Origin of the sequence: Antarctobacter sediminis, from assembly GCF_019218285.1 — a bacterium.
GTDB classification, from domain to species: domain Bacteria; phylum Pseudomonadota; class Alphaproteobacteria; order Rhodobacterales; family Rhodobacteraceae; genus Antarctobacter; species Antarctobacter sediminis.
The window spans coordinates 934,395-961,264 of sequence record NZ_JAHUZG010000002.1 but is presented as its reverse complement, the minus strand read 5'-3'; the positions used below and the strand labels follow the sequence as shown (position 1 = coordinate 961,264).

Here is a 26,870-nt window from a genome sequence, read left to right as displayed (position 1 = left end):
GACGCATGAGGGCGACCTTGGCGAAGCTGAAAATGTTTACAAAACTTTAATCTTTTCGTTGAAGCGGTGTTGCTGATCCATCTTAGCTCCGCTGCGGCCTGTCGTCCGAATTTTCCGGGTCAACGGGCCGCGACAGGGGGGGTGCCCTTGGGCGAGATAGCTAGAGGGTGCTTGATGACCAACGTTTCTGTAGATTTTGAATCCTTCACGGGCGCAGGCTTTGCGCCGGTTCCGACCGCCGGCCAGCTTGATTCCGACCTGTGGCGGGTCACGGGCCTGTCCGATGGCGCGACCAGCTTTGGCGGCACTTTCGACAGCGGCGATTACGCGCGCGGCACCGATGCGGACGGCGGCGTCAGCTCTGGTGGCGTTTATGCCTTTCAGGTCAGCGGCAACACCTTTCTCGGCTTTCAGCCGACAGGGTCGGACGTGACCCCGGGGACAATCACCCTCAGGGTCACCAATGACACCGGCAGCACGATCACCTCGCTGGATGTGTCCTATGACATCATGGTCAACAACGACCAGCCGCGCGCCAATACGATGAATTTCGCGTGGTCGCTGGACGATGCGACCTACACGGCGGTTGCCGCGCTGGACTATACCAGCCCCGAAGTCGCGGATGCGCTGGGCTTTCAGACCGTGGCCCGCAGCACCACGCTGACCGGTTTCAGCCTTGCGGCCGGCGAGACCATGTACATCCAGTGGCAGACCGATGACGCCACCGGCGGCGGTTCGCGCGATGAACTGGGGCTGGACAACATCTCTGTCACGGTGCCCGCACCCGCAGGTCCGACCGAGCTTTTCTTCTCGGAATACGTCGAGGGGTCATCGAACAACAAGGCGCTGGAGATCTACAATGGCACCGGTGCGCCCATCGATCTTGCGGCGGCGGGCTATACCGTTGAATTCTATTTCAACGGAGGCACCAGCCCGGGCACGACCATTTCGCTGACCGGCACCGTGGCCGCAGGTGACGTTTTCGTGCTGGCCGATGATGACGCGACGGCGGCTATTCTGGCCGAGGCGGATCAGACCAGCAACGCCAGTTTCTTCAACGGCGACGACGCCATCGTGCTGAAAAAGAACGGCGTTATCATCGACGTGATCGGCCAGATCGGCACTGATCCGGGCAGCGAATGGTCTGGTGGCGGCATCGGCACCCAGAACGAAACCCTGCGCCGTGACGGTTCGGTCTTCAGCGGAGATGCCGACGGGTCCGACGCCTTTGACCCCAGCGCCGAGTGGACAGGGTTCGCACAGGACAGCTTTGACGGGCTGGGCAGCCATGGCACGCCGACGCCGCCTGCCGGTACGGTTCTGGCTATCGCCGCCACCGATGCGATGAAGGCCGAAGGCGACAGCGGCACCGTCGACTTTACCTTTACCGTCACCCGTTCCGGCGACACCTCGGGCGCAACGGATGTCGACTATGCCGTCAGCGGAACCGATGTGGATGCAGCGGATTTCGGCGGCGCGCTGCCGTCGGGCACCGTCAGCTTCGCGGCGGGTGAAACCTCGAAGCTCATCACGGTTCAGGTGTCTGGCGACACGGATATCGAGTTCGACGAAGCCTTTACCGTCACCCTGTCCAATGCGACCGGTGGGGCCACCATCGCCACGGCGGCAGCGGATGGCACGATCCAGACCGATGACGTAGGCATCACCGCCATCCACGACATTCAGGGCGCGACCGACACCAGCCCTCTGGTCGGCCAGACCGTGACCGTCGAAGCGGTCGTCGTGGGCGATTTTCAGGACGGCGACGCGGACACAGCCCGCAATATGCGCGGTTTCTATCTTCAGGAAGAAGACGCCGATGTGGACGGCAACCTGCTGACCTCCGAAGGCATCTTTGTCTTTGACGGCAGCGCGCCCGGCATCGACGTCAACGTCGGGGACATCGTTCAGGTCACCGGCACGGTACAAGAGCGATTTGGCGAAACCCAGATTTCCAATGTGACCAGCGTCACGGTTGTCGGGTCGGCGGGCACCCTGCCCACGGCCTCGGTCATCTCGCTGCCCTCGGCTTCGGTGACCACCAATCAGGATGGCGACTATCAGCCGGATCTCGAAGCATATGAAGGTATGCGCGTCACCTTCTCGGATGAGCTGACGATTTCCGAGATGTTCCAACTTGACCGTTTCAACGAGATCAAGCTGATCCAGGGGGGACGTGAACAGCAGTACACCCAGACCAACACACCGGATGCAGCGGGGTATGATGCCTTCTTGCAGAATGTTGGGTCGCGCACGATCACCTATGACGACGGGTTGCAGCAGCAGAACGCACTGATTGGCAACCTTGACGGGTTTGGTCCGGTCTTTTCAACCGCTTCGGACATTCGGATGGGGGACACGATCACCGATCTTTCGGGGGTTCTGACCTATCAGTGGGCCGGCAACTCGGCCTCGGGCGCGACATGGCGGGTGATCTCGACCTTTGACGGTGAGAACAGCTTTACCAAGGAAAGCGTGCGTCCGACCACGCCGACAGATGTGGGCGGGACTCTGAAAGTCACCAGCCTGAACGTGCTGAATTTCTTCTCGACCATCGACGAAACCGGCGTGACCACTGCCAATGGCTTTGATCCGCGCGGCGCCGACAGTATCGACGAGTACAACCGCCAGCTGGAAAAGCTGGCGACAGCGATCATCGAGATGGACGCCGACATTCTTGGTCTGGTCGAACTGGAAAATGACTTCCTTGCCGGGGCCGATGGCAATGCGATTGAACATCTGGTCGAATATCTGAACGCCGAACTGGGCGCAGGCACGTACGCTTGGGTCGATCCGGGCACCCGGTTCGTCGGCAGCGATGCCATCGCCGTGGGCGTGATCTACAAGCCGGCAGTGGTGCAGATCGCGCCGGGCACCACGGTCGAGGTTCTGACCGATGGGGATCTGACCGCGCTGGGACTGGACAGTCTGGGCCCGGTCTTTGACGGCGCGGGCACAAACCGTTCGCCAATTGCTGTGACCTTTGAGCAGCTGTCTAACGGTGCCAAGGTTAACGTGGTCGTCACCCACATGAAGTCCAAAGGGTCCGAAGCGCCCGGCGCCGGCAATGCCGATCTGAACGATGGTGTCGGGACGTCGAACCAGATGCGTCTGAACGGTGTCACCGCGCTAAATGCTTGGCTCGACACCGATCCGACCGGTTCGGGGGACGACGATGTTCTGCTGCTGGGCGACTTCAACGCCTACGCGATGGAAGATCCGATCACCTACCTTGAAGGGGTTGGCTTTACCGATCTGGTCGAGAAATTCGTCGGCCCGGATGCCTACTCCTTTGTCTTTGACGGTCTGACGGGAACGCTGGACTATGCCTTTGCGAACGAACCGCTGACGGCGCAGATCACCGGCACCTCGGAATGGGCAATCAACGCGGATGAACCGGACGCCATCGATTACAACCTCGACTTCGGCAAAGACGGTTCGATCTTTGACGGATCCGAACCCTTCCGCGCCTCGGATCATGATCCGGTGATCGTCGGCCTTGCGCTGGACTACGAAGGCGCGATTGTCGTCGACAATGGCAATGCCACGCCGTGGACCTCTTATTTCGACACATTCAGCGGTTCGGACGGGTCGCGCATCGCGCGTGAGTTCACCTATGATGATGGTCGCGTGATCGAAACGACCTACGAAAGCGGTGTCCGTTCCACCGTGACCGGGCGCGATCTGGGCGATACCCAGCATTGGGACAGCTTCCTGCGGACCTATGACAGTGCAGGCGAGTTGCAGTCGAATGTGGTCGTCTATGACGATGGGCGGACCTCGACCATCACCTACAGCGGTGGTGCGCGGGTTTCGAGGGTCATGGAGGATACCGCCGACAGTTTTGTCTGGGCGCAGCAGCAGAACGACTACGATGCTGCGAGCGGTGATCTGGTTTCGCGCGTCGTGACCTATGACGACGGTCGGATCTCAACCAGCAGCTTCGCTGACGGTGTCATCACCAGCCGGACCATTCAGGACGCGGGCGACATCCACGACTGGCACCGGATCGACATCACCTATGATGCCGCCGGAAACGAGATCGACCGCAGCTTTGTCTACGACAGCGACGTGCCGCTGGTCTGAGCATCGCGACACAATGAAAAAGGCCGGAAGGGAACCCTTCCGGCCTTTCTTGTCCTGCCCGGGGCGTGTTTCACCCGGGCCTGTCGCACGGGGCGCCCGTCAGTCGTTCAGCACGGCCATGTTGTCCGCTTCCCAGCCGATCCAGATCGGGTCAGCCCCCACGGATTGGCCGGTTTCTGCGTCGACATAGGCCTTGAGCATCGCGTCGCCCTTGTCGCCCACGGCGACCTCCATCGCCATGCGCGAGCCAAGGAAGGTCTTGCCAACCACGCGCCCCTGCACCGCGTTGGCGGTTTGAGGACGTTCGGCGCTGAAACCCAGTTTCTCCAACCGGACCGAAGCCGTGATGGGTTTGCCCTCGGCGGGCACGCCTGACGGTGCGCGGCCGAACAGTGTCGTGCCTTCCCAGTCCATCACCACCTTGTCGCCGTCCAGTCCCCGCATCCAGCCGGACAGCAGATTGGTTTCGCCGATGAACTCGGCCACAAAGCGGCTGGCGGGCTGGAAGTACAGTTCTTCCGGGGTGCCGTCCTGTTCGACCCGGCCCTTGTTCATCACCACGATGCGGTCGGACATGGTCAGCGCTTCTTCCTGATCGTGGGTGACAAAGAAGAACGTTTTGCTGGTGCGGCGCTGGATCGATTTCAGTTCCTGCTGAACCTGACCGCGCAGCTTGGCGTCCAGTGCGCCCAGCGGTTCATCCAGCAACAGCAGCGCCGGATCGGGTGCCAGCGCTCGGGCCAGCGCGACGCGCTGACGCTGACCGCCTGACAGTTGCACGGGATAGCGGCTGGCATAGCTGTCCAGTTCCAGAAAGCTCATGATTTCGTCCAGCCGGCGTTTGATATCGCCCTTGCCCATCCCCTTCAGTTCCAGCCCGAAAGAGATGTTCTGTGCCACCGTCATATGCGGGAACAGGGCGTAGTCCTGAAACACCATGTTCACGTGGCGTTTTTCAGGCGGCACATTGGTCACGTCCTCGCCGTCAAGGATCACCCGGCCGGTGGTGGGACGTTCAAAGCCGCCAAGGATACGCAGGGTCGTGGACTTGCCGCAGCCTGACGGGCCGAGGAAGGTGACGAACTCGCCGCGCGCGATGTCCAGCGTCAGGTCGTCGAGTGCGACGGTCTCTCCGAAGTGCTTGGAGAGGCCCTCGATACGGACAAGCGGTGTCTGTTCACTCATGGATCAGGATTCCTTGTTCATGCGGCGGGTGAAACGCTCGGCCCAGACGCCGATCACGGCGGTCAGGATCAGCGCGACAGTCGCGATGGCATTGATTTCCGGGCTCATGCCCGAACGAAGCTTGGCAAAGATCAGCACTGGCAGCGTCGGTTCGTACCCGCCCAGGAAGAAAGAGCGGACAAAATCGTCGAAGGACAACAGCAGGCAAAAGATCGAGGCACCCAAGATGGCGGGCACAAGATAGGGCAGGGTCACGCGCATGAAGGAAATCAGCGGATCTGCCCCAAGGTCGCGCGCGGCCTCGATCTGGCTTTTCGGCAGGGTGGACAGCCGGGCCATGACCACCAGCGCGACGAAGGGCACATTATGTACCGCGTGCGCCCAGATGATCGCGCCCATCCCGGGTTCGATCCCCAGCCAGCGGGCATAGATGCGGAACGCGATGGCCGAAATGATCCCCGGCACCAGTGCCGGCAGGACCGTCAGGCCGAAGGTGACGGTGCGGCCCATGAATTTGCGCCCTTCCAGCAGCACGGCGATCCATGTGCCGACAAAGACCGAGATCAGCGTCGACAACACGGCGATGGCGACGGAATAGCCGAAGGTCGACAGGACCTCGGTATCGGCAAAGACGCCCGTATACCAATCCAGCGTCCAGGACCGGATTGGAAAGCCGATGAACTTGCTGTCCTTGAAGCCCATCATGACCATCAGGATCAGCGGCACAAAGACGTAGAGGACAAACGCCCAGTAGATGCAGGCCAGAAAGATACGGTTGCCGCGAAACAGCTCGTGACGGTTGTTCATTTCTTCTCTCCCTTGCGGAGCGCGTTCATCAGGCGCTGGAAGGTGGCGGTGATGACGAGGGCCGCCAAGAACATGATCGTGGCAAAGGCCGCGCCGGTGGGCCATTGGTCACCCGCCACGTGGAAGAAACCCGCGATGGTTTCGGCAAAGACCGTGGTCGACGGGCCGCCCAGCAGAACCGGTGTCGCGTAGAAACCGGTGGAGATCAGGAAGACCAGCGTACAGCCCGAAGAAATGCCTTCGATCGTCAGCGGGAGCGAGACGCGGCGGAACCGGGTCCATGCGCCCGCGCCCAGATCGGCGGCGGCTTCGTTCATGCTTTTGGGCAGTTTTTCCAGCGCGGAATACAGCGGCAGCAGCATGTAGAGCGCGGTCAGGTAGACAATGCCGACCCCCATGGAAAAGCTGGTGTACATGAAGGGGATGGGCCGGTCGATCAGGCCAAAGTACTTGAGCACGAGGTTCACCGCGCCGGTGTTCCCCAGAAGGATCATGATGGCATAGGTGCGCACGATCTCTCCGACCCAAAAGGGGATCAGCAGCAACAGCAGGAACAGCATCTGGTTCTTGCGGCTGACGTGGCGGGCAAGGAAATAGGCCACCGGATAGGTGATGATCAGTGTGCAAAAGGTAAAGACCCCGGCAAAGACCAGCGTCCTGAAAAACGGCATCCAAAAGATGCTGTCCCCAAAGAAGCGGGCATAGTTGTCGAGGGTGAAATGCTGTTCCACGCCCGGGGCAACCGGGTAGGCATCGGTCAGCGACACCCGCAGCATTTGCAGCATCGGGCCAAGGTGCTGGGTCAGAACCCAGAGGATCGGAAAGGCGGCGAGGATCAGGAATTGTCGGCGGGGCGAGGCTGTCGCCAGCCGCATCAGCGTGTGATACGGGCCCCAGTTGGCCAGACGGCCCCAGAATGTCCGGTCCGTGCTGTCTTTCGCCATGGCTCGTCCGTCCTGTTCAGCGGATGCGTCATAAGTCATCGGGTGTCTTTCGGTCATGCGTACCCTTGCCCCGCGCGCGGCAGGACAAGGGCAGGTTCCGTGAGTGATGCGATCAGGCGGCCTTGATCGCCTCGACGGCCGGGTCGACGAGGCCGTATTTCATCTCGTTCGCCTCGGCGCGGAAGAACTGGAGGTTGGCCAGTTGCTCGTCCGGGAAGGAGGTCGATTTCTTTTCGAGATCGTTCAGGTAGTTCGACGCATCCTTGTAGGTCGAGATGAATCCCGATGCCTTGGTCATCGCCGCGCCGATTTCCGGCGACGACAGGATCGCGTCGAGGAAGGTGTAGGCGTTGTCCGCGTTGGGCGCGTTGTTGGCGATGTTGTAGGTGTAGACGAAGCCGTAAGAACCCTCTTTCGGGATCGCCATTCCCAGCGGGAAGCCGTCGTTGATCAACGCCGCTGCGGGGCCGTTCCACGAATGGCCCAAAACGATGTCCTGGTTCACCATCATCTGCTGGAATTCGGCGCCGCCGTCATAGTACTTGCGCACCAGCGGTTTCTTTTCGATCAGGAACTGCTTGGCTTCCTCGACGATGGCCGCGGCCTTTTCCGGGTCGTCCATGTAGGCGACCATGTTGCCGTCGTATCCTTTCATCAGCATGACGATGCTCATCATGTCCTGAATGATATACGCGGTCTGGCCTTTGTATTTCTCGCTGAACAGCGTGTCCCAGGTCAGCGCTTCTTCTTCGCTGACGATTTCCGAGTTGTAAGACAGCACTTCCATGCCCGACAGGATCGGCGCGCCCCACTTGTTGCCATTGATCGTCGACCAGTCGCTTTCCGAGAAGGTCGGGTTGATCTTGTTCCAGTTTGTCAGGCGGTCGGTGTCCAGCGGGGCCAGCAATTCGCTGTCGATGAACTGGAGAAAGCGGTGGCCGGCGACGGTCATGATGTCGACGGTCGGGTTGGGCTGTTCGGCGGCCAGCAGGTTGAACTGCTTGCCCTGGTCGTCGACCAGGCGCACGTTGACCTTGATGCCGGTGTCGGCCTCAAACTGCTTTTTGAAGGCTTCGGGGACGAAGTTGTTGTAGGTCCAGATATTGACCTCGCCGCCCGACTGGGCCGAGGCGCGGCGCAGATAGGCCGGGCTGGCAAGCATGGCGCCGGTGGCGGCGGCCGTGTTCAGGAACCGGCGGCGGTTCAGGATTAGTTTCGACATTTGGTCTCTCCTTGTTGGTCCAGTGGTCTGCTTCTTGTTATTGGTTCGGGCTCAGGCGGCGGCGGGCTGTTTCAGCAAGCCGGTCTTGGCCGCTCGTTTCAGATCGTCGAGGCTGTAGCGGTCCAGCTCCAGCGCAGTCAGGATCTCGTTCTCGGCCTCGAAATCGCGGTCGTACATGGCCGAGAAGATGCGCGTACCCGCCTCGTGCAGGGTCGCGGGATGGCCGGTCAGGCGACCCAGAACCGCCGTGGCGACCAGCCCATAGGGCACGTCTTCGGTGACATAGCGGCTGTCGGCGGTTGCCGGTCCGACACCGCCATTGCCGGCCGCGTGCATCTGCTGGTTCATCTCGGAAATCGAGGCGATGGGCACGTGAAAGGACAGGTGAAAGTGCTCGAAGATCGTCTTGACCTCCAGCCCCAGCGCCTTGGCGATCTCCAGCCGTTCCAGATCCAGCTGTTCCAGCAGGCGGCCCACCTTGGGCGTCACGTTCTGGCCCTGGCTCCATGTTTCGCCCCGTTCCATTCGGGTGATGTTGCCCAGGGCGATGCCCATGTGGTTCTGCGGGTTCAGGTTGGACAGCGTAATCGCCAGCAAGCCGTCGCGCGGCTGGAACCTGTCGCCAAACAGCTCTTGGCACAGGGCCAGGGCTTCGCGCGAACGGTCCTCTGGGACGGTGCAAAGGTCGACGCGGCTGCGCACGGTGTTGACCTTCACTTCTGTCCCCGACTGGCGGCGGCCGGTGCAGATCGTCGTGCCCCATGCCGTGATCGGAACGGAGATGCCGCGATCCGCAAGAAGTTGCGCAAGATAGACCGCGCCAAAAGACGCGTGGGACGAAATGATGACCTGATGGTGGGGGCCGATATGCGGGGCCAGCGCATCCAACACCGCCTTGTGGCCGTAACCGGGCAGGGTGATCATCAGCACGTCATTTTCGCGCGCCAGCGTCTCGGCGCTGTCGGCGATACGTGGGGCGAGGGTCGTTTCCAGCGCGCCGGTGGCGGTCAGCGCCGCGCCCCCGGCCAGTTCTGTTGTTCCCTTGCCCGAAGGCGACCAGAGCATCGGGTCATGGCCCGCCTCATGCAACAGCGCTGCCGTCCCGAATGCGATCGAGCCTGCGCCCGCCAGTCCTACCGTCTTCCCCACGTCTTTCCTTTCAGGCCTTGCGGCCTCAACCTTTGATTGCATTGCAATAGCGGAATTTAATCCGCTATATCAGAATTTTGCCGTCATTCGGCGGTTTCTGCAAGCCTTACCGGGTCTCCCAGCACATGCATCAGGCGGTTTGCCCAACCAAACAGCGATGCAGACAGGATCAGGTCCAGCACTTCGGCTTCGTCCAGCCCGGCGGTCTTGAGGGCCTCCATGTGCTCGGGGCCCGCTTGCGAGGGGCATTCCGACAGGGCCACGGCAAAGTCAAAGATCGCCCGGTCGCGCGGACCAAGATCGGCCTTCGCGCCATCGCGGAACAATTTGTCCGTGACCTCGGTCGATTTCTCGATCTGCGCGTGACGGGCCGCGTGTACGGCGGCGCAATAGATGCAGTGATTGACCATCGACGCGCCAAGCGCGCCCAGCTCACGCTCTGCCCGGCTCATCCCGCCCTTGTCGTACATGATCGCGTTGAACAGGGGCGAACGGACCTTCAGGCTTTCGACGTCATGCGCCAGAGTCAGTACGTATTCCGACACTTTGGTGTTCGACGGCGTGACCTTCAGCGCGTCCAGTTGTTCCTCGCTGGCCTCTTGCAGGTCGACGGGTGTCACGCGCGGTTGCCAATGCGGCACGTTGCGAGTGAATTTGGTGATGACCTTGTTCATTCGTAGGCCCCTTTCATCAGGCGCAGTCCCGCGATCACGCGGATCTGGTAGGCAAGAAAGGCGTTCAGCTCGCACAGGCGCACAATGTCCGCATCGGCGATCCCGGCTGCTTGCAGGCCCGAGATGTCGGGGGCCGCAACGCGCCGCGTGTCGGCGGCGACCTTGTCCATGAAAGCGGTGATGGCCGCCAGATCCTGTGCGGAGCCGTCCTTTGTCGGATCGGCCAGCGTGGCAAAGTCACCGGCGTCTTTGGCATAGCGCGCAGCCAGTTCGGGTTCGTCGTTCAGCCGCGCGATCCGGGCGGCCAGTGCGGCGCGCAAGGCGTGGCTGAACGAGCCTGTATCGGTCGGCCGCATCACTGCGTCCTCGGCGGCCTGGGTCATTTCAAAAATGTTTGCGCGTCCCTGCACGGCGGCGTCAACGGCGCTGCCCGGGGTCACGTCTGCACTGTTCAGCGCGGTCGTCTGCATAGCCATCAGGCCACTTTCCCTTTCGTGTCTTCGGTTACCAGCTCGGACGGGGTCCATTCGCTGCCGTCCAGTTCCGGCTTGGCGTAGTCCATCATCGCCTGCCAATGCTGGTCCACGTCTTCGGCATAAAGCTTGGCCGCCACCTCGCGTGCCAGCCAGCCTGCGCCTTCCGAGATGCCGGGAATGTCGCCGCTGACCTTGCCGAGGCTGGCAGAGGCGCCGTAGTTGAAGCAGTAGACATTGGCCAGCCACGGGGCCTTGCCCGGCACCTTTTCGCGGAAGGTGAAATCCTGATTCAGATAGGGGAAACGGCCCAGATCACGCGAAGGTTCATCCGCCGGGGGCGTATAGACATCCTGCCACAGCAGAATGTCGGTTGCGGCCTCGCCGAATTCGGTACGTGACAGCGGATCAATGGTAAAACCTGTGCCAAGAATGACAAAATCCGCCTCGTATTCGGTGCCGTCGGCAAAACCGACCGTCACCGCGCCGTTTTGTTCGACCGTGGATTGCACTGCCTTGCCAAAATGGAAGTAGGCGTTCGGGTGACGGCTGACCCGGTTTGTCGATCCATGCGGCGGCGGGGTCTGGGTGGCAAAGGAATACTGCATGAAACGCCAGCGCCATTCGTCCGGCAAGCTGGCATACCCGGCGGTGAACCCGAAAGAACCGATGCCCATCATCTTGTTGATCGTGGGCATTTCCTTGCGGCGGATCAGGTGGCGCACTTCGGCCGCGCCATGTTCCAGCGCCTCGGCGGCGTTGTCTACGGCCGAGGCCCCGACGCCAACCACCGCGACGCGCTTGCCCTTGAGCGCGGCAAAGTCGATCTCATCCGCACTGTGTGCCCAGTATTTCCGGTCCAGCCCGTCGACAAAGCCGGGGATGTTCGGTTGGCCGGTGCCATCGCGACCCGTGGCAAAGATCAGTTTGCGGCAAAGGATCGTGTCTTCCTTGGCGCCGGAAACATGCAGGCGCAGCAGGTCGCCCTCAGGTTCGACCAAATCGACCGAAACACCGTTTTCCGTGGGGATCTGCAAGACCTGCCGATACCACTTGAGATATTCCATCCACATCGGGCGCGGGATCTTGTCCAGCTTTTCCCAGTCGGCGGTGCCGAATTGCGCCCGATACCAAGCCTGAAAGCTTAGCGCACCCTGTCCATAGGCCGGGCCGGTCAGCTCTTTCGGAGAGCGGAGCGTTTCCATGCGGGCATAGGTCAGCCACGGGCCTTCCAGTCCTTCGGGCGAACGGTCCAGAACGCGCATGTTATGGATGCCGCCGGTCTTCATCGCCATCCACGCGACCATGCCACACATGCCGCCACCGATGATGACCACATCCGTCACGCCTTGGCGTGGCGGGACCCAGTCCTTGCCCGGCCAGCAGAGGAACTTGAGGTTCTCGTGCAGCCGTGCCTCCAGTGCGGGCAGGCCTTGGCCGTCGATCGGAGATGCGTTGTGCTCTGTCATATCGTCTTTCCTGTCAGTCTTGTCCCGGGCGCGATCAGGCAGGGCGGCTGCCGGACCAGCTCGGGTGAAGCTCGTCGATGTGGAAGGCATGGGCGTGCCGGTGGTCGGGCCCATGCGCCGGGGCCTCGCGCAGGTGCGGGTGGTCCTCGGGCAGTTCCGGGTGATCATGTTCGCGGGCCAGCGGATCCTCTGCGGGCCAAACCCGGGTGGCCAAAAGCGCGACGGCCAATGTCAGGCCGGAAAGGATCAGCAGCGCGGGCGACAGCCCGGCCAGTGCGCCCAATTGCCCGGCCAGCGGATAGGCGATCAGCCACCCCGCATGGGACAGCGAAAACTGTGCCGCAAAGACGGCGGGCCGGTCCGTGGACTTGGCCGAGCGCGTGATGACCAGCCCGCCGGGCGTCAGCACCAGCGAAGAAGCCAGACCAAACCCGACCCAAAGGGCCATTGTTCCGGCGAAGCCAAGCGGCATGGCGATCCCAAGCCCCACGACCGCGTGCATCACTGCGCCTGCCACCATCAGGTGGCGCTCTCCGAACGCCTCGATCAGGCGCGGGACGACAATGGCCCCAATCGCGGCACCCAGCCCGTAAAAGGCCATGAGGATCGGGTAGTAGCGTTCCGTGTCGCCGAAACGCAGTTCGGCCAGTACGACCGAGTTCACCAGAACCCAGGCCATGCTCAGCGACAGCGCGAAGTTCAGCAGGAACAGCCCGCGCAGACGCGGCGTGCGGCGGTAGATGTCCAGCCCCTTCAGCGCACGTTTCAGGAACGGTCCCTTGCGGCGGTCGCCTTTTTCGGACGGAAAGCGGGTCACAAGCAGCGAGAGGATCGAGCCGACAAAGGCCAGCGCGGCCACCCAGAACAGGAACTCTGCGGACACAAGTTGCAGTACCATGGCGGCGATGATCGGGGACAGCACGGATTCCAGTGTGTAGGCGATCCGCGACCAGACCAGCGCGCGACTGTAGGCGCGTTCTTCGGGCAACACGTCGGGGATCACGGACTGAAAGATCGGCGTAAACCCCGAAGAGACCGCAAAGAACAGCAGCGCCAGGGCGGCGATCTGCCAGACCTCCGAGGCGAAGGCCATCGGCAGCAACAGCAGCATCCGGCCAAGATCCAGCCCCACCATCACTCGTTTGCGCGGGCGGCCTGCGAACAGCGCTTCGGCCAATGGCGAAATGCCAACGTAGGCGATCATCTTGACCGCCAGCAGAAATCCGAGGATCTGCCCGGCCGCGGCCGTTCCGCCAATGCGATAGGCTGCCAAGGACATGGCCACCGTCATCAGGCCAATCGCCAATAGCGAAAACACCTGAGCGGCGAATAGCGTGCGGAACGACGGATTGGCGATCGGGCTTATCCGAGCTTCGGTCATGAGGCGAGGGAATCCTTGCGGTGAGGATCGACGTTGAACCGGGCGGTACTGGTGTCGACGCGATAGTCTTTCGCATAGTCTGGGGCGATGCGTGCCAGATTGTCCACCGCCGCGATGACCAAATCTGCCTTCTCATTGCTCATGAGCGCCGAAAGATTAAGCCGCACCCAGCCGGGCTTGGCGGTTTCTTCACCGTTTTCCAGCGCGGCGATCGTTGCGTCGGAATCCGCGCGATCCAGTCCCAGCAACCGGTGGCCGTATGGCCCTGCGCAGGCACAACCTCCGCGCGCTTGAACGCCGGTCATGTCGCTCAGCAGGCGGGTGAAAAACTGATGATGCACCAATCCGCCGTTTTCGTTCCGCACCCGGAACGAAAAGATCGGCAAGGCCGTAGCATTCGGTTTGCCCAGCAATTCGATCCGGTCATTCTGGGCCCAGACCTTGAGTGCGCGTTGGCGCAGTTCTTGCTGACGGCTGTCCAGCCATTGCTGTCCCAGCGCGTCTTTCACCAGCATGGCCAGCGCAGCGCGGATGTCTCCGGTCACGTTGGGCGTGCCACCCTCTTCGCGGGCTGTCAGGCTGCCGGAATAGACGTGCCCCCAAGGAGAGACGAAACTGACCGTGCCGCCGCCGGGGAGAGTCGGGGTGGCACGGCGGGCGATCCCGTCGCGGATGATTGCGACACCACTGGACCCGGGACCGCCGGGGAACTTGTGAACGGAAAAGACAATGGCATCTTTCCGGGCATCGGTGCCCGGCTTCATGTCCATCGTCACGTAGGGACCGGCACAGCCATAATCCCAGACTGCCAGCGCGCCATGCGCCTTGAGCGTGCGGGTCACGGTGTCCACGTCGGTCAGGATGCCGGTCACATTCGAAGCCGCCGAGAAGGTGCCTACAATCAGGTCGGCCCCCTGTGCGGCGCTCAGTGCCGCTGTCAGGTCGTCCATGTCGACTCCGCCGGCCGTGGCCTCGGCGATTTCGATCACCTCGGCCCCGGATTCGCGCCACGGCAGGATATTCGAGTGATGTTCATATGGTCCGGTCAGCACAACCACGCGCTGTCCGGCGCGCACGCGCGGCGCGATATCCAACAGACCGACGATCCGGTTGATCCCCGCCGTGGATCCCGCGCCGGTAAACACGACGCTCATTTCTGGCCCGGCGTTGACCAGTCGCGCGATCTCGGCCCGGGCGGCCTCGCGCAGGCGGGTCATGTATTCGCCGCAGAACGAAGCCTGGGTATGAGTGTTGGCGTAGTAGGGCAGCACGCGGTCGCGGATGAAATCTTCGACCTGCGTCAGCGCGCGCCCCGAAGCAACGTAATCGGCATAGACCAGGGGGCGCGGGCCATAAGGGCCGTCGATGCGGACATCCTCGCCGATCAGTCCCTTTCGGATCCGGTCGTGAATATCGCCATCGCCGCTGTTCAGCGCGGCCTTGAAGTCTTCGAGCGCGGTCATCTTGTCCCCTTGGGGTTTCGGCCCGGCTGTCGGGCCATGAGTTTGTTCTGTTCATGATGACGCAAGTTTCGCAAAAATCTTCACAGTTCTTTGCGATTGAATTCCAAAAATTGGGTCATATGATCGGAGAATGGCACATAAACTGGATCAATTTGACTGCCGCATCCTGGAAGAGCTTCAGCGCGATGCCGGTCTGTCGCAGCGGGCCCTGGCCGACAAGGTCGGGCTGTCGCAAAACGCCTGTTGGCGCAGGTTGAAGGCACTGGAGTCGTCCGGCGCAATTCGCAACCGGACCGTGGTGATCGACCGCGAAAGGCTGGGAGGCGGATTCGTCGTGTTTTCGCTGGTCAAGACGCGGCATCATTCTGCGGACTGGCTGCGCCTGTTCCGCAAACATGTCTCGGCCATCCCGGAGGTGATCGATTTCTTCCGAATTGGGGGAGAGTACGATTACCTGCTCAAGATCGTGGCGCGCGATATGGCGGGCTATGATGATGTCTACAAACGCCTGATCGAGAACATCGAGCTGGAAACCGTGACGTCGTACTTTGCGATGGAGGCGATCGAAGAGCAGCGCCCGATTCCCTTGCGATAGGGCGCGCGCTTTGTCCGTGGGATTGGCCGTGTCCAATCGGGAAAACCGCAGGGGCGCATCGGCGACTGCGGTTGATTGGATGGGCTGTAGCTGGTGGTGTGGGCTTCGATCAAAATCCTCAAGACGTTGGTGGTCTTGAGAATTTTTGGTGCCCAGGAGAGGACTCGAACCTCCACGACCGAAGTCACTGGTACCTGAAACCAGCGCGTCTACCAATTCCGCCACCTGGGCATCAGGAGCGTGAGGCAGGCGTTTAAAGGTGGTACGAGGGGGTGTCAACGACCTTTTTGAAGAAATCTTCGCGCGGCAATGCGGCGCCTTGCGGGCGGGCGCCCGCGCCGGTATTCCTGCGCTGCAAGCTGGCAACAGGAGGGCGACGCCCATGTCCAAACTCGTCACTATCTATGGCGGCTCGGGATTCGTCGGACGCTATATCGCCCGCCGTATGGCGAAAGAGGGGTGGCGCGTCCGCGTGGCCTGCCGTCGCCCGAACGAGGCGATCTTTGTGCGCCCCTACGGTGTTGTCGGCCAGGTGGAGCCGATTTTCTGTAATATCCGCGATGATGACAGCGTGCGCGCGGCGATGCATGGCGCCGACGCGGTGGTGAATTGCGTGGGCACCTTCGACAAGGGCGGCAAGAACAATTTTGACGCCGTTCAACACGAAGGCGCCGAGCGAATCGCGCGCATTGCCGCCGCCGAGGGGATCGAACGTCTTGTGCATGTGTCGGCCATCGGGGCCGACGCCGAGGGGGCAAGCCTTTACGCCCGCAGCAAGGGCAAGGGCGAGGAAGGCATCCTTGAGCACATGCCAGGAGCGGTGATCCTGCGGCCTTCGGTGGTCTTTGGTCCCGAAGACGCATTCTTTAACCGATTCGCAGCGATGACTCGTCTGGGCCCGATCCTGCCGATCATCGGCGGCGCGACCAAGTTTCAGCCGGTCTATGTCGACGATGTGGCGCAGGCCGCGGAAAAGGCCCTGCTGGGGCAGGCGCAGCCCGGCGTCTATGAACTGGGCGGCCCGGATGTCATGAGCTTCCGCGAGTTGATGGCGGTGATGCTGGACGTGATCCGCCGCCGCCGACTGGTGGTCAACATCCCGTTCTTCGTCGCGTCGATCATCGGGTCCCTGTCGGATTTCGTGCAGTCGATTTCGCTGGGGCTGGTGCCCGCTCAGGTGACCGCGGACCAGGTGCGCAGCCTGCGTCAGGACAATGTGGTTTCGGACGGCGCCAAGGGGTTGCGGGATCTGGGGGTCGCGCCGACCTCGGTTCGGGCGGTGCTGCCTGACTATCTCTGGCGCTTCCGTCCCTCGGGGCAGTATGAGGCGATCAAGGAATCGGCGCAGAACCTGCGCTCGAACTGACATTCGGTGGGGCGAAAGCCCTGCCAACCTGTCCGGAACGACAAAGGCGCCACGGTCACGCGGCGCCTTTATGTTTGTCCAATCGGGCCGATCCTAGTGGCTGCGGCGCAACTCTGCGAGTTTCGGGCCATTGCAACAGCCCGGCGGCGGGGTTGCTGTCAAAGACACCTGTCCGGCCAGCCATTTCTCACAAGCATCGACCAGCGCACAACTGCGGCAGGCTGTGACCATGGCGGCATAGGTGTCCGGTGCCAGTTTGCCCGTGTTCAAAGCTTCGCCAAGGTTGAGCCCCATCACACGCGCCACGCTGCGGGTCATAAAGAAATGCCGGGCGGGATCACCAAGCGTCAGTGCCATGTCTTGTCTCCTGGGGCACGGTGCCTGTCAGCGCCTCCTTCAGCGCGGAAAGGTGTTTTCGATTATGACAGCCGTCGGGCAGGGCGCGGGTCTGTTCGGCAGGTTGGTCCAGCCACTGGGCACAGCCCTCCGCCCATTGGCAGGCGCGGCAGCGGGTGACGATTGCGAACCAGTCCTCGTGACTCATCTTTTTGGCGTCCATGGCACCGACGAGATCGACCCCGGTTGCCTTGGCCATCCGCTGGACCAGCCAGTAATGTTCGGTTTCGTCCCCCAGAATCCGGGGGCGCGGATCGGCGGGGCGTTGTCCGGCCATGGTCATCCTTCGTCCAGCGCACGAAAGACGTTGGCGTTCAGGCAATATTCCGGCGTTTCTGCCGCAGTCTTTGACTGCTCGGCCAGCCAGTGTTCGCAGGCCTCGGGTGAGGTGCATGCGGTGCAACGCAGCACCGCGTCCTCCAGTTCGGAAATCGTCAGCTTGCCGCGTAGCATCTGTTCTTCAAGGTCGACGCCGCGCGCCCGGGCCATGTTGTCCACCAGCGCCGCGTGGCGCTTCAGGGTCGTTTCACGATGCATCTTTCCGGTCCCCTCTGTCCTGATCCCGACAGGGTCGAGGATGAACGAAGTGCCGGCGGCGCGCATTGACACAGGTCAACGCCGGGTTGATCGGGCTTACTCGGCCTTCAGCGCCTTTGCGGTTTCGGCCACGATCTGCAACCGGGCCGCGTTGGGCGGATGGCTGCCAAGGAACTTGTTGCCCGGATCGGGAATGCGCCCGAAAAAGGCCGCGCCGTTTACCGGATCATAGCCTGCCCGAAAGGTGATGATCGTGCCCAGTTGATCGGCTTCCAGCTCGAACTCCTTGGAATAGGTGCGCGCCCCGACCGCCGCGCCGAGTTGTTCGGCATTGCGCACGGCCTCGGCTTCGGCCCCGCTGATGGCGGCGATCCCGGCAAAGACCACGGCCCCGATGGTGGCGCTTTGACGTGTCTTCGCAAGGTGATCAAGGATGTGGTGCGCTGCTTCGTGCCCCATGACAAAGGCCAGTTCATCGGCATTGCGGACGGAGTTGATCATGCCGACGTTAAAGGCAAGGATCGGACGGCCAAAGCGATCGACGGTCTGAAAGGCGTTGGGGGCAAGATCGGGCCGGTCATCCACCACGATCTGGAAATCACAGTTCATACCCGTGGTACGTTTGCGGCATTCCCGTTCGGCCACGGGTTCGACGGTCTGGACAACTTCGACAAATTGCCGAGCGGCGCGATTGGCGCGCAATTGCGCACCAGATCCGCCGAGGGCGTCGGGGGCCGGTGTCGGCAGCGGCGCGGCGCAAGCGGCAAGCAGCGCAAGGGCAATATACGGCAGCAAGCGGAGCATTCAGAATCCCGACGTTTACAGAGAGTCCGCCAAATCTATGCCGCGCTGCCGGACTGTACCAGTCGCTCGCAGTAAACTAGCGGTGTTGTGCCGGTTCACGGGGGTGTCATTCGACCGGATTGCGGGGGAGCGCCGCCCCATCGCGAGAAATCGGTTTCAGTGACGGACGAGGGGCGCTAACCTGATCCCATGTTCAGCGTAGAGCACGATTTCGACGCCACCGTCGTAACCTTGGTGGATGAGGGAGAAGCACACCTGCAAGAGGATGTGGTCATCTCCGGTTTCGAAGATTGCGTGACGGTCGAGCAATTCGACCCGCGCACAGACAGGATGCAGCGAATCACGCTGTCGCTGACGCAGATGCGCGATCTGGTGACGGCGGTGAATGCCCCTGAAGGCGTTTATCGCCGTCCTGACTAGGCGCGGCTACCCGATAATCCGGAACTGTTTGTCGCGAGAGGTCTCTCCGCGTACCAGCTCCAGACGGCTTTTGGGGATGCCAAGGGCCTTGGCCAGCAGTTTGATGACCGCGGCATTGGCCTTGCCGCCCTCGGGCACCGTTATCACCGTCACGCGCAGGTCATCCCCGTCGCGCAGCACCGCATTGCGCGATGCCTTGGGCGTGACGCGTACGGCCAGCATGGCGCCCGGCGTTGCAAGATCGGAAAGATCGGGTTGTTTCATGAGGCTGGCATACAGGCTGGACAGGGATAGGCAACATTCGCGGTTGAATCCGGCCCTCGGGCGTCTGACATAACGGCAAGTACAAAAGGAGACGCCATGCCCACGCCCAATCCCGCCGCGATGGACTTTCTTCTGACGCGCCGCTCGCGTCCGGCCAAGACGCTGTTGGCCCCTGGTCCCGAGGACGCGGCCCTGATGCCGATGCTGACTGCCGCCGCGCGCAGCCCCGACCACGGCAAGCTGGAGCCATGGCGTTTCATCGTGCTACGCGAGGCCGCCATGCGCCGCCTGTCGGGCGAGGTTGCGGCCTGTGGCGTGCGACTGGGCAAAAGCGACGAAGACATCGCCAAGGCGCAGGACGCGTGGGAGCGCAGCCCGCTGTGCGTGGTAGTGGTCGAGGTGCAAAAGGACAGCCCCAAGATACCGGCCGTGGAACAGACATATTCGGCTGGCGCGGTTTGCCTTGCCCTGTTGAATGCGGCGCTGGCCTCGGGCTGGGGCGCAAACTGGTTGTCCGGGTGGGCCAGTCATGATCGCGGCTTTGTCGAGACGGCGCTGGGCCTTGCGTCACACGAAAAGGTAGCCGGGTTCATCCATATCGGGACCGAAGGCGCCGCACCGCCGGAACGCCCGCGCCCTGACCTTGCGCAGATCACCAGCTGGGTCTCCGAATGATCTTTGACTCTGTCTCGCGCGCGATTGCGCAAATGCCCGATCCGCGTTTCCGCGGGGTTCTGCTGCGCGGGATCGGGATCACTCTGGCGATCCTTGTCGCCGTCAGCATGACCGTGATCTGGGGATTGGGGTGGCTGATCGGTGATTCGATCTCATTGCCCTGGATCGGCACGGTGGAATGGCTGGACAACGCGGCGAGTTGGGCCGCCGTTCCGGTCATGCTGGTGCTTTCTGCCTTTTTGATGGTGCCGATTGCCTCGGCCATCACCTCGATGTTTCTCGAAGAAGTGGCGCAGGCGGTCGAAGACAAGCATTACCCGGGCCTCGGCCCCGCAACGCCGCCCAGTTTTGCCGACGGGCTGATCGATTCGCTGGGGTTCCTTGGCACGATGATCGTGGCCAACCTGTTTGCTTTGGTGCTTTACCTGCTGTTCGCGCCGCTTGCGCCGGTAATCTTCTGGGGGCTGAACGGCTTTCTGTTGGGGCGGGAATATTTCACCCTCGCGGCCATGCGCCGCGTCGGTCGCCAAGAGGCCCGCAAACTGCGCCGTCGCCATTTGGTGACGATCTGGGCGGCGGGGGTGCTGATGGCGGTGCCGCTGACGATCCCCATCGTGAACCTGCTGGTGCCGGTTCTGGGGGCAGCCACCTTCACCCATGTGTTCCACCGGGTCGGGCGCAGGTAACGGCTCCCCTGCCTGCGTTGCCTCCGCTCTGATCATCGGCGGTTCGGCCAAATCTGGCGACAGGGGCATTGGCCGGGAAAGGCAAATGACTAGCCACATTTCGTCGCTGGTCTGCTGGGCCAAAGAGGGCGCGCGTTCCAAGAGGCGCGCGCCGGTTCGCGATTACGTCGGGAAAGGGGCCTTGGCCAGATGGCCTGTCCCGGATCAATCGACGTGCGAGGTGCCGTCCATCCGGTTGAACATCCATCCGTCGATGTCGCGCACCGTGATCAGTTCGAAAACGATGACCGAAGCAACCACGGCCCAGATCGCAAAGGCGATGGCCGTGGTGATCCAAGCCTTGCGTTTCAGGTTGTGCACCTCGGGGCTGCCCGCATGGGTTCCGGGGACGACTTCGCCCAGGTCGCCCTGCGTTTTCAGGCGGATCGGGATCACGCAGAGGAAGGTCATGAACCAGATAACCGCGAACAGCACGATGGCCGAGGTGATGCCCATCAAACCTGCTCCAGTTCCACGAGGCAGCCGTTGAAATCCTTGGGGTGCAGGAAGAGCACCGGCTTGCCGTGGGCACCGATCTTGGGCTCTCCGGTGCCCAGCACGCGCGCTCCGGTTTCCTTCAGGTGGTCACGCGCGGCGATGATGTCTTCGACTTCGTAGCAGACATGGTGAATGCCGCCCGAAGGGTTCTTGTCCAGAAAGCCCTGAATCGGAGAGTTCTCGCCCAGTGGATACAGCAGTTCGATCTTGGTGTTGGGCAGTTCGATGAAGATCACCGTCACGCCATGGTCGGGCTCGTCCTGCGGTTCGCCGACCGTTGCACCCAATGCGGTGCGGTATTGTGCGGCGGCGGCCTCTAGGTCGGGCACGGCGATGGCAACGTGATTCAGGCGTCCGATCATCTTTGTCTCTCCATGTCTGGCGTTGGCAGAGGTTATGGCCTCTGCACCACGCCCGGACAAGGCGGTGCGACCCTTAACCGCTTGTTCACCCTGTCAGGCCAATCTTGTTCACGACTCGATAAGGAGCCCCGACATGGACGAACTGGAACATCTCTCACCGCATCTGCGTCCCACGGCCACGCGGCCGCTTTTGGGGCTGACCATTCTGGTTGTCGAGGACAGCCGGTATTCCTGCGATGCCATGCGCCTTTTGTGCCTGCGCTCTGGCGCGCGCATCCGCCGGGCAGATTGCCTGAAATCGGCGCGGCGTCACCTGCAAGTGTATCGGCCCAGCGTCGTGATCATTGATCTTGGCCTGCCTGACGGATCGGGGGCGGAACTGATTTCGGAATTGGCGACTACCTGCCCGCGCGTGGATGTCATCCTTGGCACCAGCGGCGATACCTTTTCGGAAGAGGTGGCGCTTGCCGCCGGCGCGGATGGCTTTCTGGGCAAACCGGTGTCCTCGGTCGTTGCCTTTCAGAATGCGATTCTTTCGGTGCTGCCGGTCGAACGCCGTCCGACGGGGCCGCGCCTTGTCAGCGACGATCCTGTCAATCCCGATCCGCTGGCCTATCGCGATGACATGGCCCACGCGGCGGATGTTCTGGGCGATGCAGGCAACGAAAGCACGCTGGCCTACCTGACGCAGTTCCTTGCCGGTGTCGCGCGCAGCGCGGGCGACGGTGTCTTGCAACAAGCTGCCGAGGATCTGGCCGATGCCCGTGCTGCGGGCCTTCCGGTGAAAGCGGGACTGGATCGCGTTTCGGCGCTGGTTCAGGATCGCGTGGCCGACCGCATGGCGATCTGAGGTCGCGGCCCTACAGCAAAAAACCGGGGTCTTCGCCCATGTCGAGTCCCGGAAAGATCCCGGTTTCCAACGTGCTGCGGGCAAGTCCGAATTGCCCGCGCAGCATCCAGGCCAGATAGGCCCGCATATCCCGTGTCGGTTTCAGGTCGCGCCCTTCGTATAGCGAGGCTTCGTCAAGGCCGGGCCATTCCGTCAGAACACGTCTGCCACGCAGCGCGCCACCGGCCAGGATCATCGCGCCGCCGGTGCCGTGGTCTGTGCCGCCCGATCCGTTCATCCGGACGGTGCGCCCGAATTCGGTCACGGCAGCGACTGTCGTGCGCTCCCATGCAGAGGCACCCAGCGTTTGTTTCAGGGTGGTCAGCGTGTCCGCAAGTTGCCCCAGCGCGTTCGACAGGCCGCGCGCCTGACCTTTGTGCGTGTCCCAGCCCATCAGCGAAAAACAGGCAATCCGCGCCTGTTCCCGCAACTGTTGCGCCGCAAAAGCAGCCAGCGCCACGCCGGGCCGTCTGCGCGCGCGCGGTGACATCATGTCATCCTGCATTGCCGCCATCATGTCCTCTGTCCCGCCGGTAAAGGCCAATGCATCCCCGTCGCTGCCCGCAAGAGCAAAGGCGCTGTCGAGGGCTGCTGCCATTGCCGGGTCGGACTGCATGACGCGCCGGGTAAGCAGGATCGCCTGCGGCGAGAGATGCAGATCGGCCTCGGGGGTCCAACGGCTGATCTGAGCGGGCCCGGACAGGATGCGCAACGGCTCACCTCCGATTGCATAGGCGCTGTCGGCGGTGGCCCCGGGCAAGTTCTGGACCACGCGATTCAACCAGCCGTCAGGGGGCAGGGGCCCGCCGTTTTCCGCCACGCCAGCCTCAAGCAGGTCCTGCCCGTCGAAATGGCTGCGCTTGTCGCGATAGGGGATCGAAACGGCATGGGCAAAGCCAAGCTCTCCGGCCTGCCACAGGGGGCGCAAGGGCGACAGCGCCGGGTGCAAGGCGAACCGGCCGTCCAGATCCATGGCACCATTGGAAAAGTCCGGCACAGGACGGCCAAGGGCCGCGAAATCCGGGTCTCCGTAGGGCGCTACAACACCCAGACCGTCCATGCCGCCGCGCAGGATGATGACCACCAGCCGGGCGTCACCGGGCGTAGCGGCAAAGCTGACCGGCGTCATCAGCGGGCTGGCTGCCAACGAACAGCCGATCATCGCCCCTTGGGTCAGAAAACTGCGTCTGTCCATCTGCTTACATCCTTTGAAACGCGGGCGAGGCCAGAACGACGCCGATCCCGTCAGCGCGGGTTTCGGCGGCGGAGGCGGCAAAGCGCAGGTCTTGGTCGGCCCGCGATCCCAGCGCGGTCTGCACGAACTCTCGCGGGTCCGGGAGCCTGCCCAGCAGGGTCTGCGGCATGACAAAGGCCCATTGCAGGCGCGCTGCCAGACCCTGCGGCGTAAGCCACGCGTCATCCCCCTCTGGCAAACCGTCTGGCCCGGACGGTTCCTGCCAGAAATGGCCCATCAGCCGCATCGGTTGTTCGATTGCAACATAGGCGCGTTTGGTCAGCACGGCATGGGGCACATCAAGCGCCCGACAGGCCGAAGCGATGAAATCCAGCGGTTGCTTGGCATTGGCGGGGCGCGGCTGCCATGTTGCGGGATGTGACAACATCGCCTTGTAGACCGGCAACAAGGCGCCGTCGGTATCCAGCCAAGCCCGTTCCATGGCCGCAATCAGATCCGGATCGGGCATGTCCGCGACAAAATGCACGGCCAGCTTTTGCGTGATATGGCGCGCGGTGACCGGATGCCTTGCAAGATCGCGCAGAGCGGCGTGAATATCCTGCAACCCGCCGCCCGGATGCCCGCCATAGCGTTTGCCCAATACCGTTTCATCACCGGGTTCCGCCAGAGATTGCCGAAAGATCGTGCCGTCATCAGCGGAATACATCAGCCCGGTCAAAAGCTCGGCCAGTTGGCGGACATCGGCCTGAGTATAGGGGCCGTCCACGCCCAGCGTATGCAACTCCAACAACTCGCGGGCGAGGTTTTCGTTGAAGCCGAACTTTCCGGGGGCGTTTTTCGCTCGCTCGGCATTTGGCCCGGCCGAGGCATGCTGATCCAGATAATGCAGCATCATCGGGTGAAGGGCCGCCGCGATCAGCAGATCCTCGAACCGCGCGGCGAAATTGGGACGGATCGCGGATTCGACGTAGGGCGAAACGCCGAATTCCAGAACATTGGCCTTGCCTCGGACCGTGAAGTGATCCGCCCAAAAGCTTTCCAGCCGCTCTCGGAAAGGAGTGGGGCTATGTACGCGCCGCGCCACATGGGAAACCAGCCATGCGCGTTGTGCTTTGCGGGCGCGCTGCCGCAGCTTGCGGATCTGGGCGATCACAAGGCTATTGGCCTCGGTGCCCTTGGTCATCCGGTTGATCCGGCCAAGGGTCACGCCGCTGTCCAGCATATCTTGCGAAAATTCGGCAAAGGGGACGACCGCAAAGCTGCGCGCCATGGTGTCCGGTGCCGTCAACCCGGCCAGCATGGCCTCCGCGCTATGGGGGGGCGCAATGTGCGGGGACAGGCCGCAGCCAAAACGAATGTCGGCAAGGACGGGGTCGAACATATACGAGACCTCAAGACTGCTGAGATCCGTATAACGGATGCGGGGCGCGCTTGCATCGCCCCGCACGTCTTTGTGTCCGCCGGTTCGGCGGAATGGTGCCCTACGGCCTGATTATTCCTGCGGAATCACGCGCAAGCTGAGTTCCATCAGCTGATCCGAAGACGGTTCGGACGGCGCGTTCATCATCAGGTCTTCGGCACGCTGGTTCATCGGGAACATGATGACTTCGCGGATGTTCGCCGTTTCGGCCAGCAGCATCACGATCCGGTCGATGCCGGCGGCGCAGCCACCGTGCGGCGGGGCGCCATAATGGAACGCATTGTAAAGCGCTCCAAAGCGGTTCTTGACCTCGTCCTCGCCATAACCGGCCAGTTCAAAGGCCTTGAGCATGACCTCGGGCTTGTGGTTCCGGATCGCGCCCGACACCAGTTCATAGCCGTTGCAGGCCAGATCGTACTGGAAACCCTTGACCGCCAGCGGATCGCCCAGCAGCGCCTCCATCCCGCCCTGCGGCATGGAGAAGGGGTTGTGTTCAAAGTCGATCTCGCCGCTTTCTTCGTCCTTCTCGTAGATCGGGAAATCCACGATCCATGCAAAGGCAAAGCGGTTCTGGTCGGTCAGGTTCAGTTCGGCGCCGATCACGTCGCGCGCCTTGCCCGCCACACGTTCAAACGCCGAGGGTTTGCCGCCGAGGAAGAAGGCCGCGTCACCGACGCCAAGGCCCAGCTGCTGGCGGATCGCCTCGGTCCGCTCGGGGCCGATGTTCTTGGCCAGCGGACCGGCGGCTTCCATTTCGTCGCCCTTGGCGCGCCAGAAGATATACCCCATGCCCGGCAGGCCCTCTTTCTGGGCAAAGGCGTTCATGCGGTCACAGAACTTGCGCGACCCGCCAGTGGGCGCCGGGATGGCGCGGATCTGGGTGCCGTCCTGCTCCAGCAGCTTGGCAAAGATCGCAAAGCCCGAGCCGCGGAAATGCTCGCTGACATCCTGCATCTCGATCGGGTTGCGCAGGTCGGGCTTGTCGGTGCCGTATTTCAGTGCCGCCTCGGCATAGGGGATCTGCGGCCATGTCTCGGGCGCGTCGACCTTCTTGCCGCCGCCGAATTCCTCGAAGATGCCCGCGATCACGGGCGAGACGGTGTCGAACACGTCCTGCTGCTCGACAAAGGACATTTCCAGGTCGAGCTGATAGAAATCGGTGGGCGAACGGTCGGCGCGCGGATCCTCGTCGCGGAAACAGGGCGCGATCTGGAAATACTTGTCAAAGCCCGAGACCATGATCAGCTGCTTGAACTGCTGCGGGGCCTGCGGCAGGGCATAGAACTTGCCCGGATGCAGGCGCGACGGCACGAGGAAGTCGCGCGCGCCTTCGGGCGACGAGGCGGTGATGATCGGCGTCTGGTATTCGCGGAACCCCTTGTCCCACATGCGGCGGCGCATCGAGGCCACAACGTCCGACCGCAGGGTCATCGACTTCTGCATCGCTTCGCGGCGCAGGTCGAGATAGCGGTACTTCAGGCGGGTTTCCTCGGGGTATTCCTGATCGCCAAAGACGATCAGCGGCAGTTCCTGCGCTTCGCCCAGCACTTCGAGGTCACGGATATAGACCTCGATCTCGCCGGTGGGCAGCTTGGCGTTGATAAGCGACTCGTCGCGCGCCTTCACGTTGCCGTCGATGCGGATACACCATTCGCTGCGCACCTTCTCGACGTCCTTGAAGACCGGGCTGTCGGGATCGCACAGAACCTGCGTCACGCCGTAATGGTCGCGCAGGTCGATGAACAGGACGCCGCCGTGATCTCGGATGCGATGCACCCAACCGGCAAGGCGGACGGTGTCGCCCACATTGGCCTTGGTCAGATCGGCGCAGGTATGGCTGCGATAGGCGTGCATGTCGGATACCTTTCGGA

The 26,870-nt window shown here is 62.5% G+C and carries 27 protein-coding genes and 1 tRNA gene; 7 read left to right on the top strand and 21 right to left on the bottom strand.

Annotation, left to right across the window (positions count from 1 at the left end; translation table 11 throughout):
* Positions 1-174 precede the first annotated feature (174 nt).
* Entirely contained in the window at positions 175-4,086 is a 3,912-nt protein-coding gene (locus tag KJP30_RS12595) for an ExeM/NucH family extracellular endonuclease (protein ID WP_218449624.1), read from the top strand.
* 99 nt (positions 4,087-4,185) lie between these two features.
* On the opposite strand, the gene KJP30_RS12590 is transcribed toward KJP30_RS12595, so the two are convergent.
* From KJP30_RS12590 to KJP30_RS12545, 10 genes are all read right to left on the bottom strand, one after another.
* Entirely contained in the window at positions 4,186-5,271 is a 1,086-nt protein-coding gene (locus KJP30_RS12590) for an ABC transporter ATP-binding protein (protein WP_218449623.1), read from the bottom strand.
* A gap of 3 nt (positions 5,272-5,274) precedes the next feature.
* Positions 5,275-6,060 (bottom strand): ABC transporter permease, encoded by a 786-nt coding sequence (locus tag KJP30_RS12585; protein WP_218450142.1) that lies wholly within the window; start codon positions 6,058-6,060, stop codon positions 5,275-5,277.
* Between the two features lie 14 nt (positions 6,061-6,074).
* Positions 6,075-7,061, bottom strand: coding sequence for an ABC transporter permease (locus KJP30_RS12580; RefSeq protein ID WP_218449622.1), 987 nt, complete (start codon positions 7,059-7,061; stop codon positions 6,075-6,077).
* Positions 7,062-7,134: 73 nt separating this feature from the next.
* Positions 7,135-8,244 carry an ABC transporter substrate-binding protein gene (locus KJP30_RS12575; protein ID WP_218449621.1) on the bottom strand — a complete coding sequence of 370 codons (1,110 nt, stop codon included), beginning with the start codon at positions 8,242-8,244 and terminating at the stop codon, positions 7,135-7,137.
* Between the two features lie 51 nt (positions 8,245-8,295).
* Entirely contained in the window at positions 8,296-9,393 is a 1,098-nt protein-coding gene (locus tag KJP30_RS12570) for an NAD/NADP octopine/nopaline dehydrogenase family protein (RefSeq protein WP_343222767.1), read from the bottom strand.
* 83 nt (positions 9,394-9,476) lie between these two features.
* Positions 9,477-10,067 (bottom strand): peroxidase-related enzyme, encoded by a 591-nt coding sequence (locus tag KJP30_RS12565; RefSeq protein WP_218449619.1) that lies wholly within the window; start codon positions 10,065-10,067, stop codon positions 9,477-9,479.
* Complete coding sequence (locus KJP30_RS12560; RefSeq protein WP_218449618.1) at positions 10,064-10,543, bottom strand: hypothetical protein; 480 nt, start codon at positions 10,541-10,543, stop codon at positions 10,064-10,066. The genes KJP30_RS12565 and KJP30_RS12560 overlap by 4 nt, the downstream gene beginning before the upstream one ends.
* Positions 10,543-12,009 carry an NAD(P)-binding domain-containing protein gene (locus KJP30_RS12555; RefSeq protein WP_218449617.1) on the bottom strand — a complete coding sequence of 489 codons (1,467 nt, stop codon included), beginning with the start codon at positions 12,007-12,009 and terminating at the stop codon, positions 10,543-10,545. The genes KJP30_RS12560 and KJP30_RS12555 overlap by 1 nt, the downstream gene beginning before the upstream one ends.
* Positions 12,010-12,043: 34 nt before the next feature.
* Positions 12,044-13,390, bottom strand: a complete 1,347-nt coding sequence (locus tag KJP30_RS12550) for an MFS transporter (RefSeq protein ID WP_218449616.1) — start codon at positions 13,388-13,390, stop codon at positions 12,044-12,046.
* Entirely contained in the window at positions 13,387-14,853 is a 1,467-nt protein-coding gene (locus KJP30_RS12545) for an aminotransferase class V-fold PLP-dependent enzyme (RefSeq protein ID WP_218449615.1), read from the bottom strand. The genes KJP30_RS12550 and KJP30_RS12545 overlap by 4 nt, the downstream gene beginning before the upstream one ends.
* 130 nt (positions 14,854-14,983) lie before the next feature.
* On the opposite strand from KJP30_RS12545, the gene KJP30_RS12540 reads away from it, so the two are divergent.
* Entirely contained in the window at positions 14,984-15,448 is a 465-nt protein-coding gene (locus KJP30_RS12540; protein WP_218449614.1) for an Lrp/AsnC family transcriptional regulator, read from the top strand.
* Between the two features lie 146 nt (positions 15,449-15,594).
* Here the strand turns inward: KJP30_RS12540 and KJP30_RS12535 are convergent.
* Positions 15,595-15,679: transfer RNA gene (locus tag KJP30_RS12535), tRNA-Leu, on the bottom strand.
* 151 nt (positions 15,680-15,830) lie between these two features.
* Here KJP30_RS12535 and KJP30_RS12530 point away from each other — a divergent pair.
* Complete coding sequence (locus tag KJP30_RS12530; protein WP_218449613.1) at positions 15,831-16,814, top strand: complex I NDUFA9 subunit family protein; 984 nt, start codon at positions 15,831-15,833, stop codon at positions 16,812-16,814.
* Positions 16,815-16,907: 93 nt separating this feature from the next.
* On the opposite strand, the gene KJP30_RS12525 is transcribed toward KJP30_RS12530, so the two are convergent.
* The 4 genes from KJP30_RS12525 to KJP30_RS12510 all read right to left on the bottom strand — a co-directional run bounded on the left by KJP30_RS12525 (position 16,908) and on the right by KJP30_RS12510 (position 18,551).
* Positions 16,908-17,171, bottom strand: a complete 264-nt coding sequence (locus tag KJP30_RS12525) for a DUF6455 family protein (RefSeq protein WP_218449612.1) — start codon at positions 17,169-17,171, stop codon at positions 16,908-16,910.
* Positions 17,152-17,487 (bottom strand): DUF6455 family protein, encoded by a 336-nt coding sequence (locus tag KJP30_RS12520; RefSeq protein WP_218449611.1) that lies wholly within the window; start codon positions 17,485-17,487, stop codon positions 17,152-17,154. Before KJP30_RS12520 ends, KJP30_RS12525 begins: the two co-directional genes overlap by 20 nt.
* A 2-nt stretch (positions 17,488-17,489) precedes the next feature.
* Positions 17,490-17,747: a DUF6455 family protein gene (locus KJP30_RS12515; RefSeq protein WP_246594481.1), complete on the bottom strand. Its 258-nt coding sequence runs from the start codon at positions 17,745-17,747 to the stop codon at positions 17,490-17,492.
* Between the two features lie 96 nt (positions 17,748-17,843).
* On the bottom strand, positions 17,844-18,551 hold the full coding sequence (locus tag KJP30_RS12510) for a M48 family metallopeptidase (protein ID WP_218449610.1): 708 nt from the start codon (positions 18,549-18,551) through the stop codon (positions 17,844-17,846).
* 189 nt (positions 18,552-18,740) lie between these two features.
* Between KJP30_RS12510 and KJP30_RS12505 the strand changes: the two genes are divergently transcribed.
* Positions 18,741-18,971, top strand: coding sequence for a DUF8831 family protein (locus KJP30_RS12505; RefSeq protein ID WP_218449609.1), 231 nt, complete (start codon positions 18,741-18,743; stop codon positions 18,969-18,971).
* Positions 18,972-18,977: 6 nt separating this feature from the next.
* On the opposite strand, the gene KJP30_RS12500 is transcribed toward KJP30_RS12505, so the two are convergent.
* Positions 18,978-19,235 carry a DUF167 domain-containing protein gene (locus tag KJP30_RS12500; RefSeq protein WP_218449608.1) on the bottom strand — a complete coding sequence of 86 codons (258 nt, stop codon included), beginning with the start codon at positions 19,233-19,235 and terminating at the stop codon, positions 18,978-18,980.
* Positions 19,236-19,331: 96 nt separating this feature from the next.
* Between KJP30_RS12500 and KJP30_RS12495 the strand changes: the two genes are divergently transcribed.
* Positions 19,332-19,910 (top strand): nitroreductase family protein, encoded by a 579-nt coding sequence (locus KJP30_RS12495; RefSeq protein ID WP_218449607.1) that lies wholly within the window; start codon positions 19,332-19,334, stop codon positions 19,908-19,910.
* Positions 19,907-20,596 (top strand): EI24 domain-containing protein, encoded by a 690-nt coding sequence (locus KJP30_RS12490; RefSeq protein ID WP_218449606.1) that lies wholly within the window; start codon positions 19,907-19,909, stop codon positions 20,594-20,596. Before KJP30_RS12495 ends, KJP30_RS12490 begins: the two co-directional genes overlap by 4 nt.
* A gap of 204 nt (positions 20,597-20,800) precedes the next feature.
* Here KJP30_RS12490 and KJP30_RS12485 read toward each other — a convergent pair whose 3' ends face one another.
* Both KJP30_RS12485 and mce read right to left on the bottom strand, forming a co-directional pair.
* Positions 20,801-21,091: a DUF1467 family protein gene (locus tag KJP30_RS12485; protein ID WP_218449605.1), complete on the bottom strand. Its 291-nt coding sequence runs from the start codon at positions 21,089-21,091 to the stop codon at positions 20,801-20,803.
* Entirely contained in the window at positions 21,091-21,495 is a 405-nt protein-coding gene (mce, locus tag KJP30_RS12480) for a methylmalonyl-CoA epimerase (RefSeq protein ID WP_218449604.1), read from the bottom strand. Before mce ends, KJP30_RS12485 begins: the two co-directional genes overlap by 1 nt.
* A gap of 133 nt (positions 21,496-21,628) precedes the next feature.
* Between mce and KJP30_RS12475 the strand changes: the two genes are divergently transcribed.
* On the top strand, positions 21,629-22,345 hold the full coding sequence (locus tag KJP30_RS12475; protein WP_218449603.1) for a response regulator transcription factor: 717 nt from the start codon (positions 21,629-21,631) through the stop codon (positions 22,343-22,345).
* 10 nt (positions 22,346-22,355) lie between these two features.
* Here the strand turns inward: KJP30_RS12475 and KJP30_RS12470 are convergent, their stop codons facing one another.
* From KJP30_RS12470 to aspS, 3 genes are all read right to left on the bottom strand, one after another.
* Complete coding sequence (locus KJP30_RS12470; RefSeq protein WP_218449602.1) at positions 22,356-23,579, bottom strand: DUF1501 domain-containing protein; 1,224 nt, start codon at positions 23,577-23,579, stop codon at positions 22,356-22,358.
* A 4-nt stretch (positions 23,580-23,583) separates the two neighbouring features.
* Positions 23,584-24,960 (bottom strand): DUF1800 domain-containing protein, encoded by a 1,377-nt coding sequence (locus KJP30_RS12465; protein ID WP_218449601.1) that lies wholly within the window; start codon positions 24,958-24,960, stop codon positions 23,584-23,586.
* A gap of 111 nt (positions 24,961-25,071) precedes the next feature.
* Positions 25,072-26,853, bottom strand: a complete 1,782-nt coding sequence (gene aspS / locus KJP30_RS12460) for an aspartate--tRNA ligase (protein WP_218449600.1) — start codon at positions 26,851-26,853, stop codon at positions 25,072-25,074.
* Positions 26,854-26,870 lie beyond the last annotated feature (17 nt).

Coding starts and splice junctions, on each gene's coding strand:
- KJP30_RS12495 (WP_218449607.1), top strand. CDS start 19,332: ATGCCCACGCCCAATCCCGCCGCGATGGACTTTCTTCTGACGCGCCGC.
- KJP30_RS12555 (WP_218449617.1), bottom strand. CDS start 12,009: ATGACAGAGCACAACGCATCTCCGATCGACGGCCAAGGCCTGCCCGCA.
- KJP30_RS12485 (WP_218449605.1), bottom strand. CDS start 21,091: ATGGGCATCACCTCGGCCATCGTGCTGTTCGCGGTTATCTGGTTCATG.
- KJP30_RS12575 (WP_218449621.1), bottom strand. CDS start 8,244: ATGTCGAAACTAATCCTGAACCGCCGCCGGTTCCTGAACACGGCCGCC.
- aspS (WP_218449600.1), bottom strand. CDS start 26,853: ATGCACGCCTATCGCAGCCATACCTGCGCCGATCTGACCAAGGCCAAT.
- KJP30_RS12595 (WP_218449624.1), top strand. CDS start 175: ATGACCAACGTTTCTGTAGATTTTGAATCCTTCACGGGCGCAGGCTTT.
- KJP30_RS12580 (WP_218449622.1), bottom strand. CDS start 7,061: ATGACTTATGACGCATCCGCTGAACAGGACGGACGAGCCATGGCGAAA.
- KJP30_RS12565 (WP_218449619.1), bottom strand. CDS start 10,067: ATGAACAAGGTCATCACCAAATTCACTCGCAACGTGCCGCATTGGCAA.
- KJP30_RS12470 (WP_218449602.1), bottom strand. CDS start 23,579: ATGGACAGACGCAGTTTTCTGACCCAAGGGGCGATGATCGGCTGTTCG.
- KJP30_RS12550 (WP_218449616.1), bottom strand. CDS start 13,390: ATGACCGAAGCTCGGATAAGCCCGATCGCCAATCCGTCGTTCCGCACG.
- KJP30_RS12590 (WP_218449623.1), bottom strand. CDS start 5,271: ATGAGTGAACAGACACCGCTTGTCCGTATCGAGGGCCTCTCCAAGCAC.
- KJP30_RS12490 (WP_218449606.1), top strand. CDS start 19,907: ATGATCTTTGACTCTGTCTCGCGCGCGATTGCGCAAATGCCCGATCCG.
- KJP30_RS12465 (WP_218449601.1), bottom strand. CDS start 24,960: ATGTTCGACCCCGTCCTTGCCGACATTCGTTTTGGCTGCGGCCTGTCC.
- KJP30_RS12475 (WP_218449603.1), top strand. CDS start 21,629: ATGGACGAACTGGAACATCTCTCACCGCATCTGCGTCCCACGGCCACG.
- KJP30_RS12540 (WP_218449614.1), top strand. CDS start 14,984: ATGGCACATAAACTGGATCAATTTGACTGCCGCATCCTGGAAGAGCTT.
- KJP30_RS12520 (WP_218449611.1), bottom strand. CDS start 17,487: ATGGCCGGACAACGCCCCGCCGATCCGCGCCCCCGGATTCTGGGGGAC.
- KJP30_RS12560 (WP_218449618.1), bottom strand. CDS start 10,543: ATGGCTATGCAGACGACCGCGCTGAACAGTGCAGACGTGACCCCGGGC.
- KJP30_RS12510 (WP_218449610.1), bottom strand. CDS start 18,551: ATGCTCCGCTTGCTGCCGTATATTGCCCTTGCGCTGCTTGCCGCTTGC.
- KJP30_RS12515 (WP_246594481.1), bottom strand. CDS start 17,747: ATGCATCGTGAAACGACCCTGAAGCGCCACGCGGCGCTGGTGGACAAC.
- mce (WP_218449604.1), bottom strand. CDS start 21,495: ATGATCGGACGCCTGAATCACGTTGCCATCGCCGTGCCCGACCTAGAG.
- KJP30_RS12525 (WP_218449612.1), bottom strand. CDS start 17,171: ATGGCACTGACGCTTGGTGATCCCGCCCGGCATTTCTTTATGACCCGC.
- KJP30_RS12505 (WP_218449609.1), top strand. CDS start 18,741: ATGTTCAGCGTAGAGCACGATTTCGACGCCACCGTCGTAACCTTGGTG.
- KJP30_RS12500 (WP_218449608.1), bottom strand. CDS start 19,235: ATGAAACAACCCGATCTTTCCGATCTTGCAACGCCGGGCGCCATGCTG.
- KJP30_RS12530 (WP_218449613.1), top strand. CDS start 15,831: ATGTCCAAACTCGTCACTATCTATGGCGGCTCGGGATTCGTCGGACGC.
- KJP30_RS12545 (WP_218449615.1), bottom strand. CDS start 14,853: ATGACCGCGCTCGAAGACTTCAAGGCCGCGCTGAACAGCGGCGATGGC.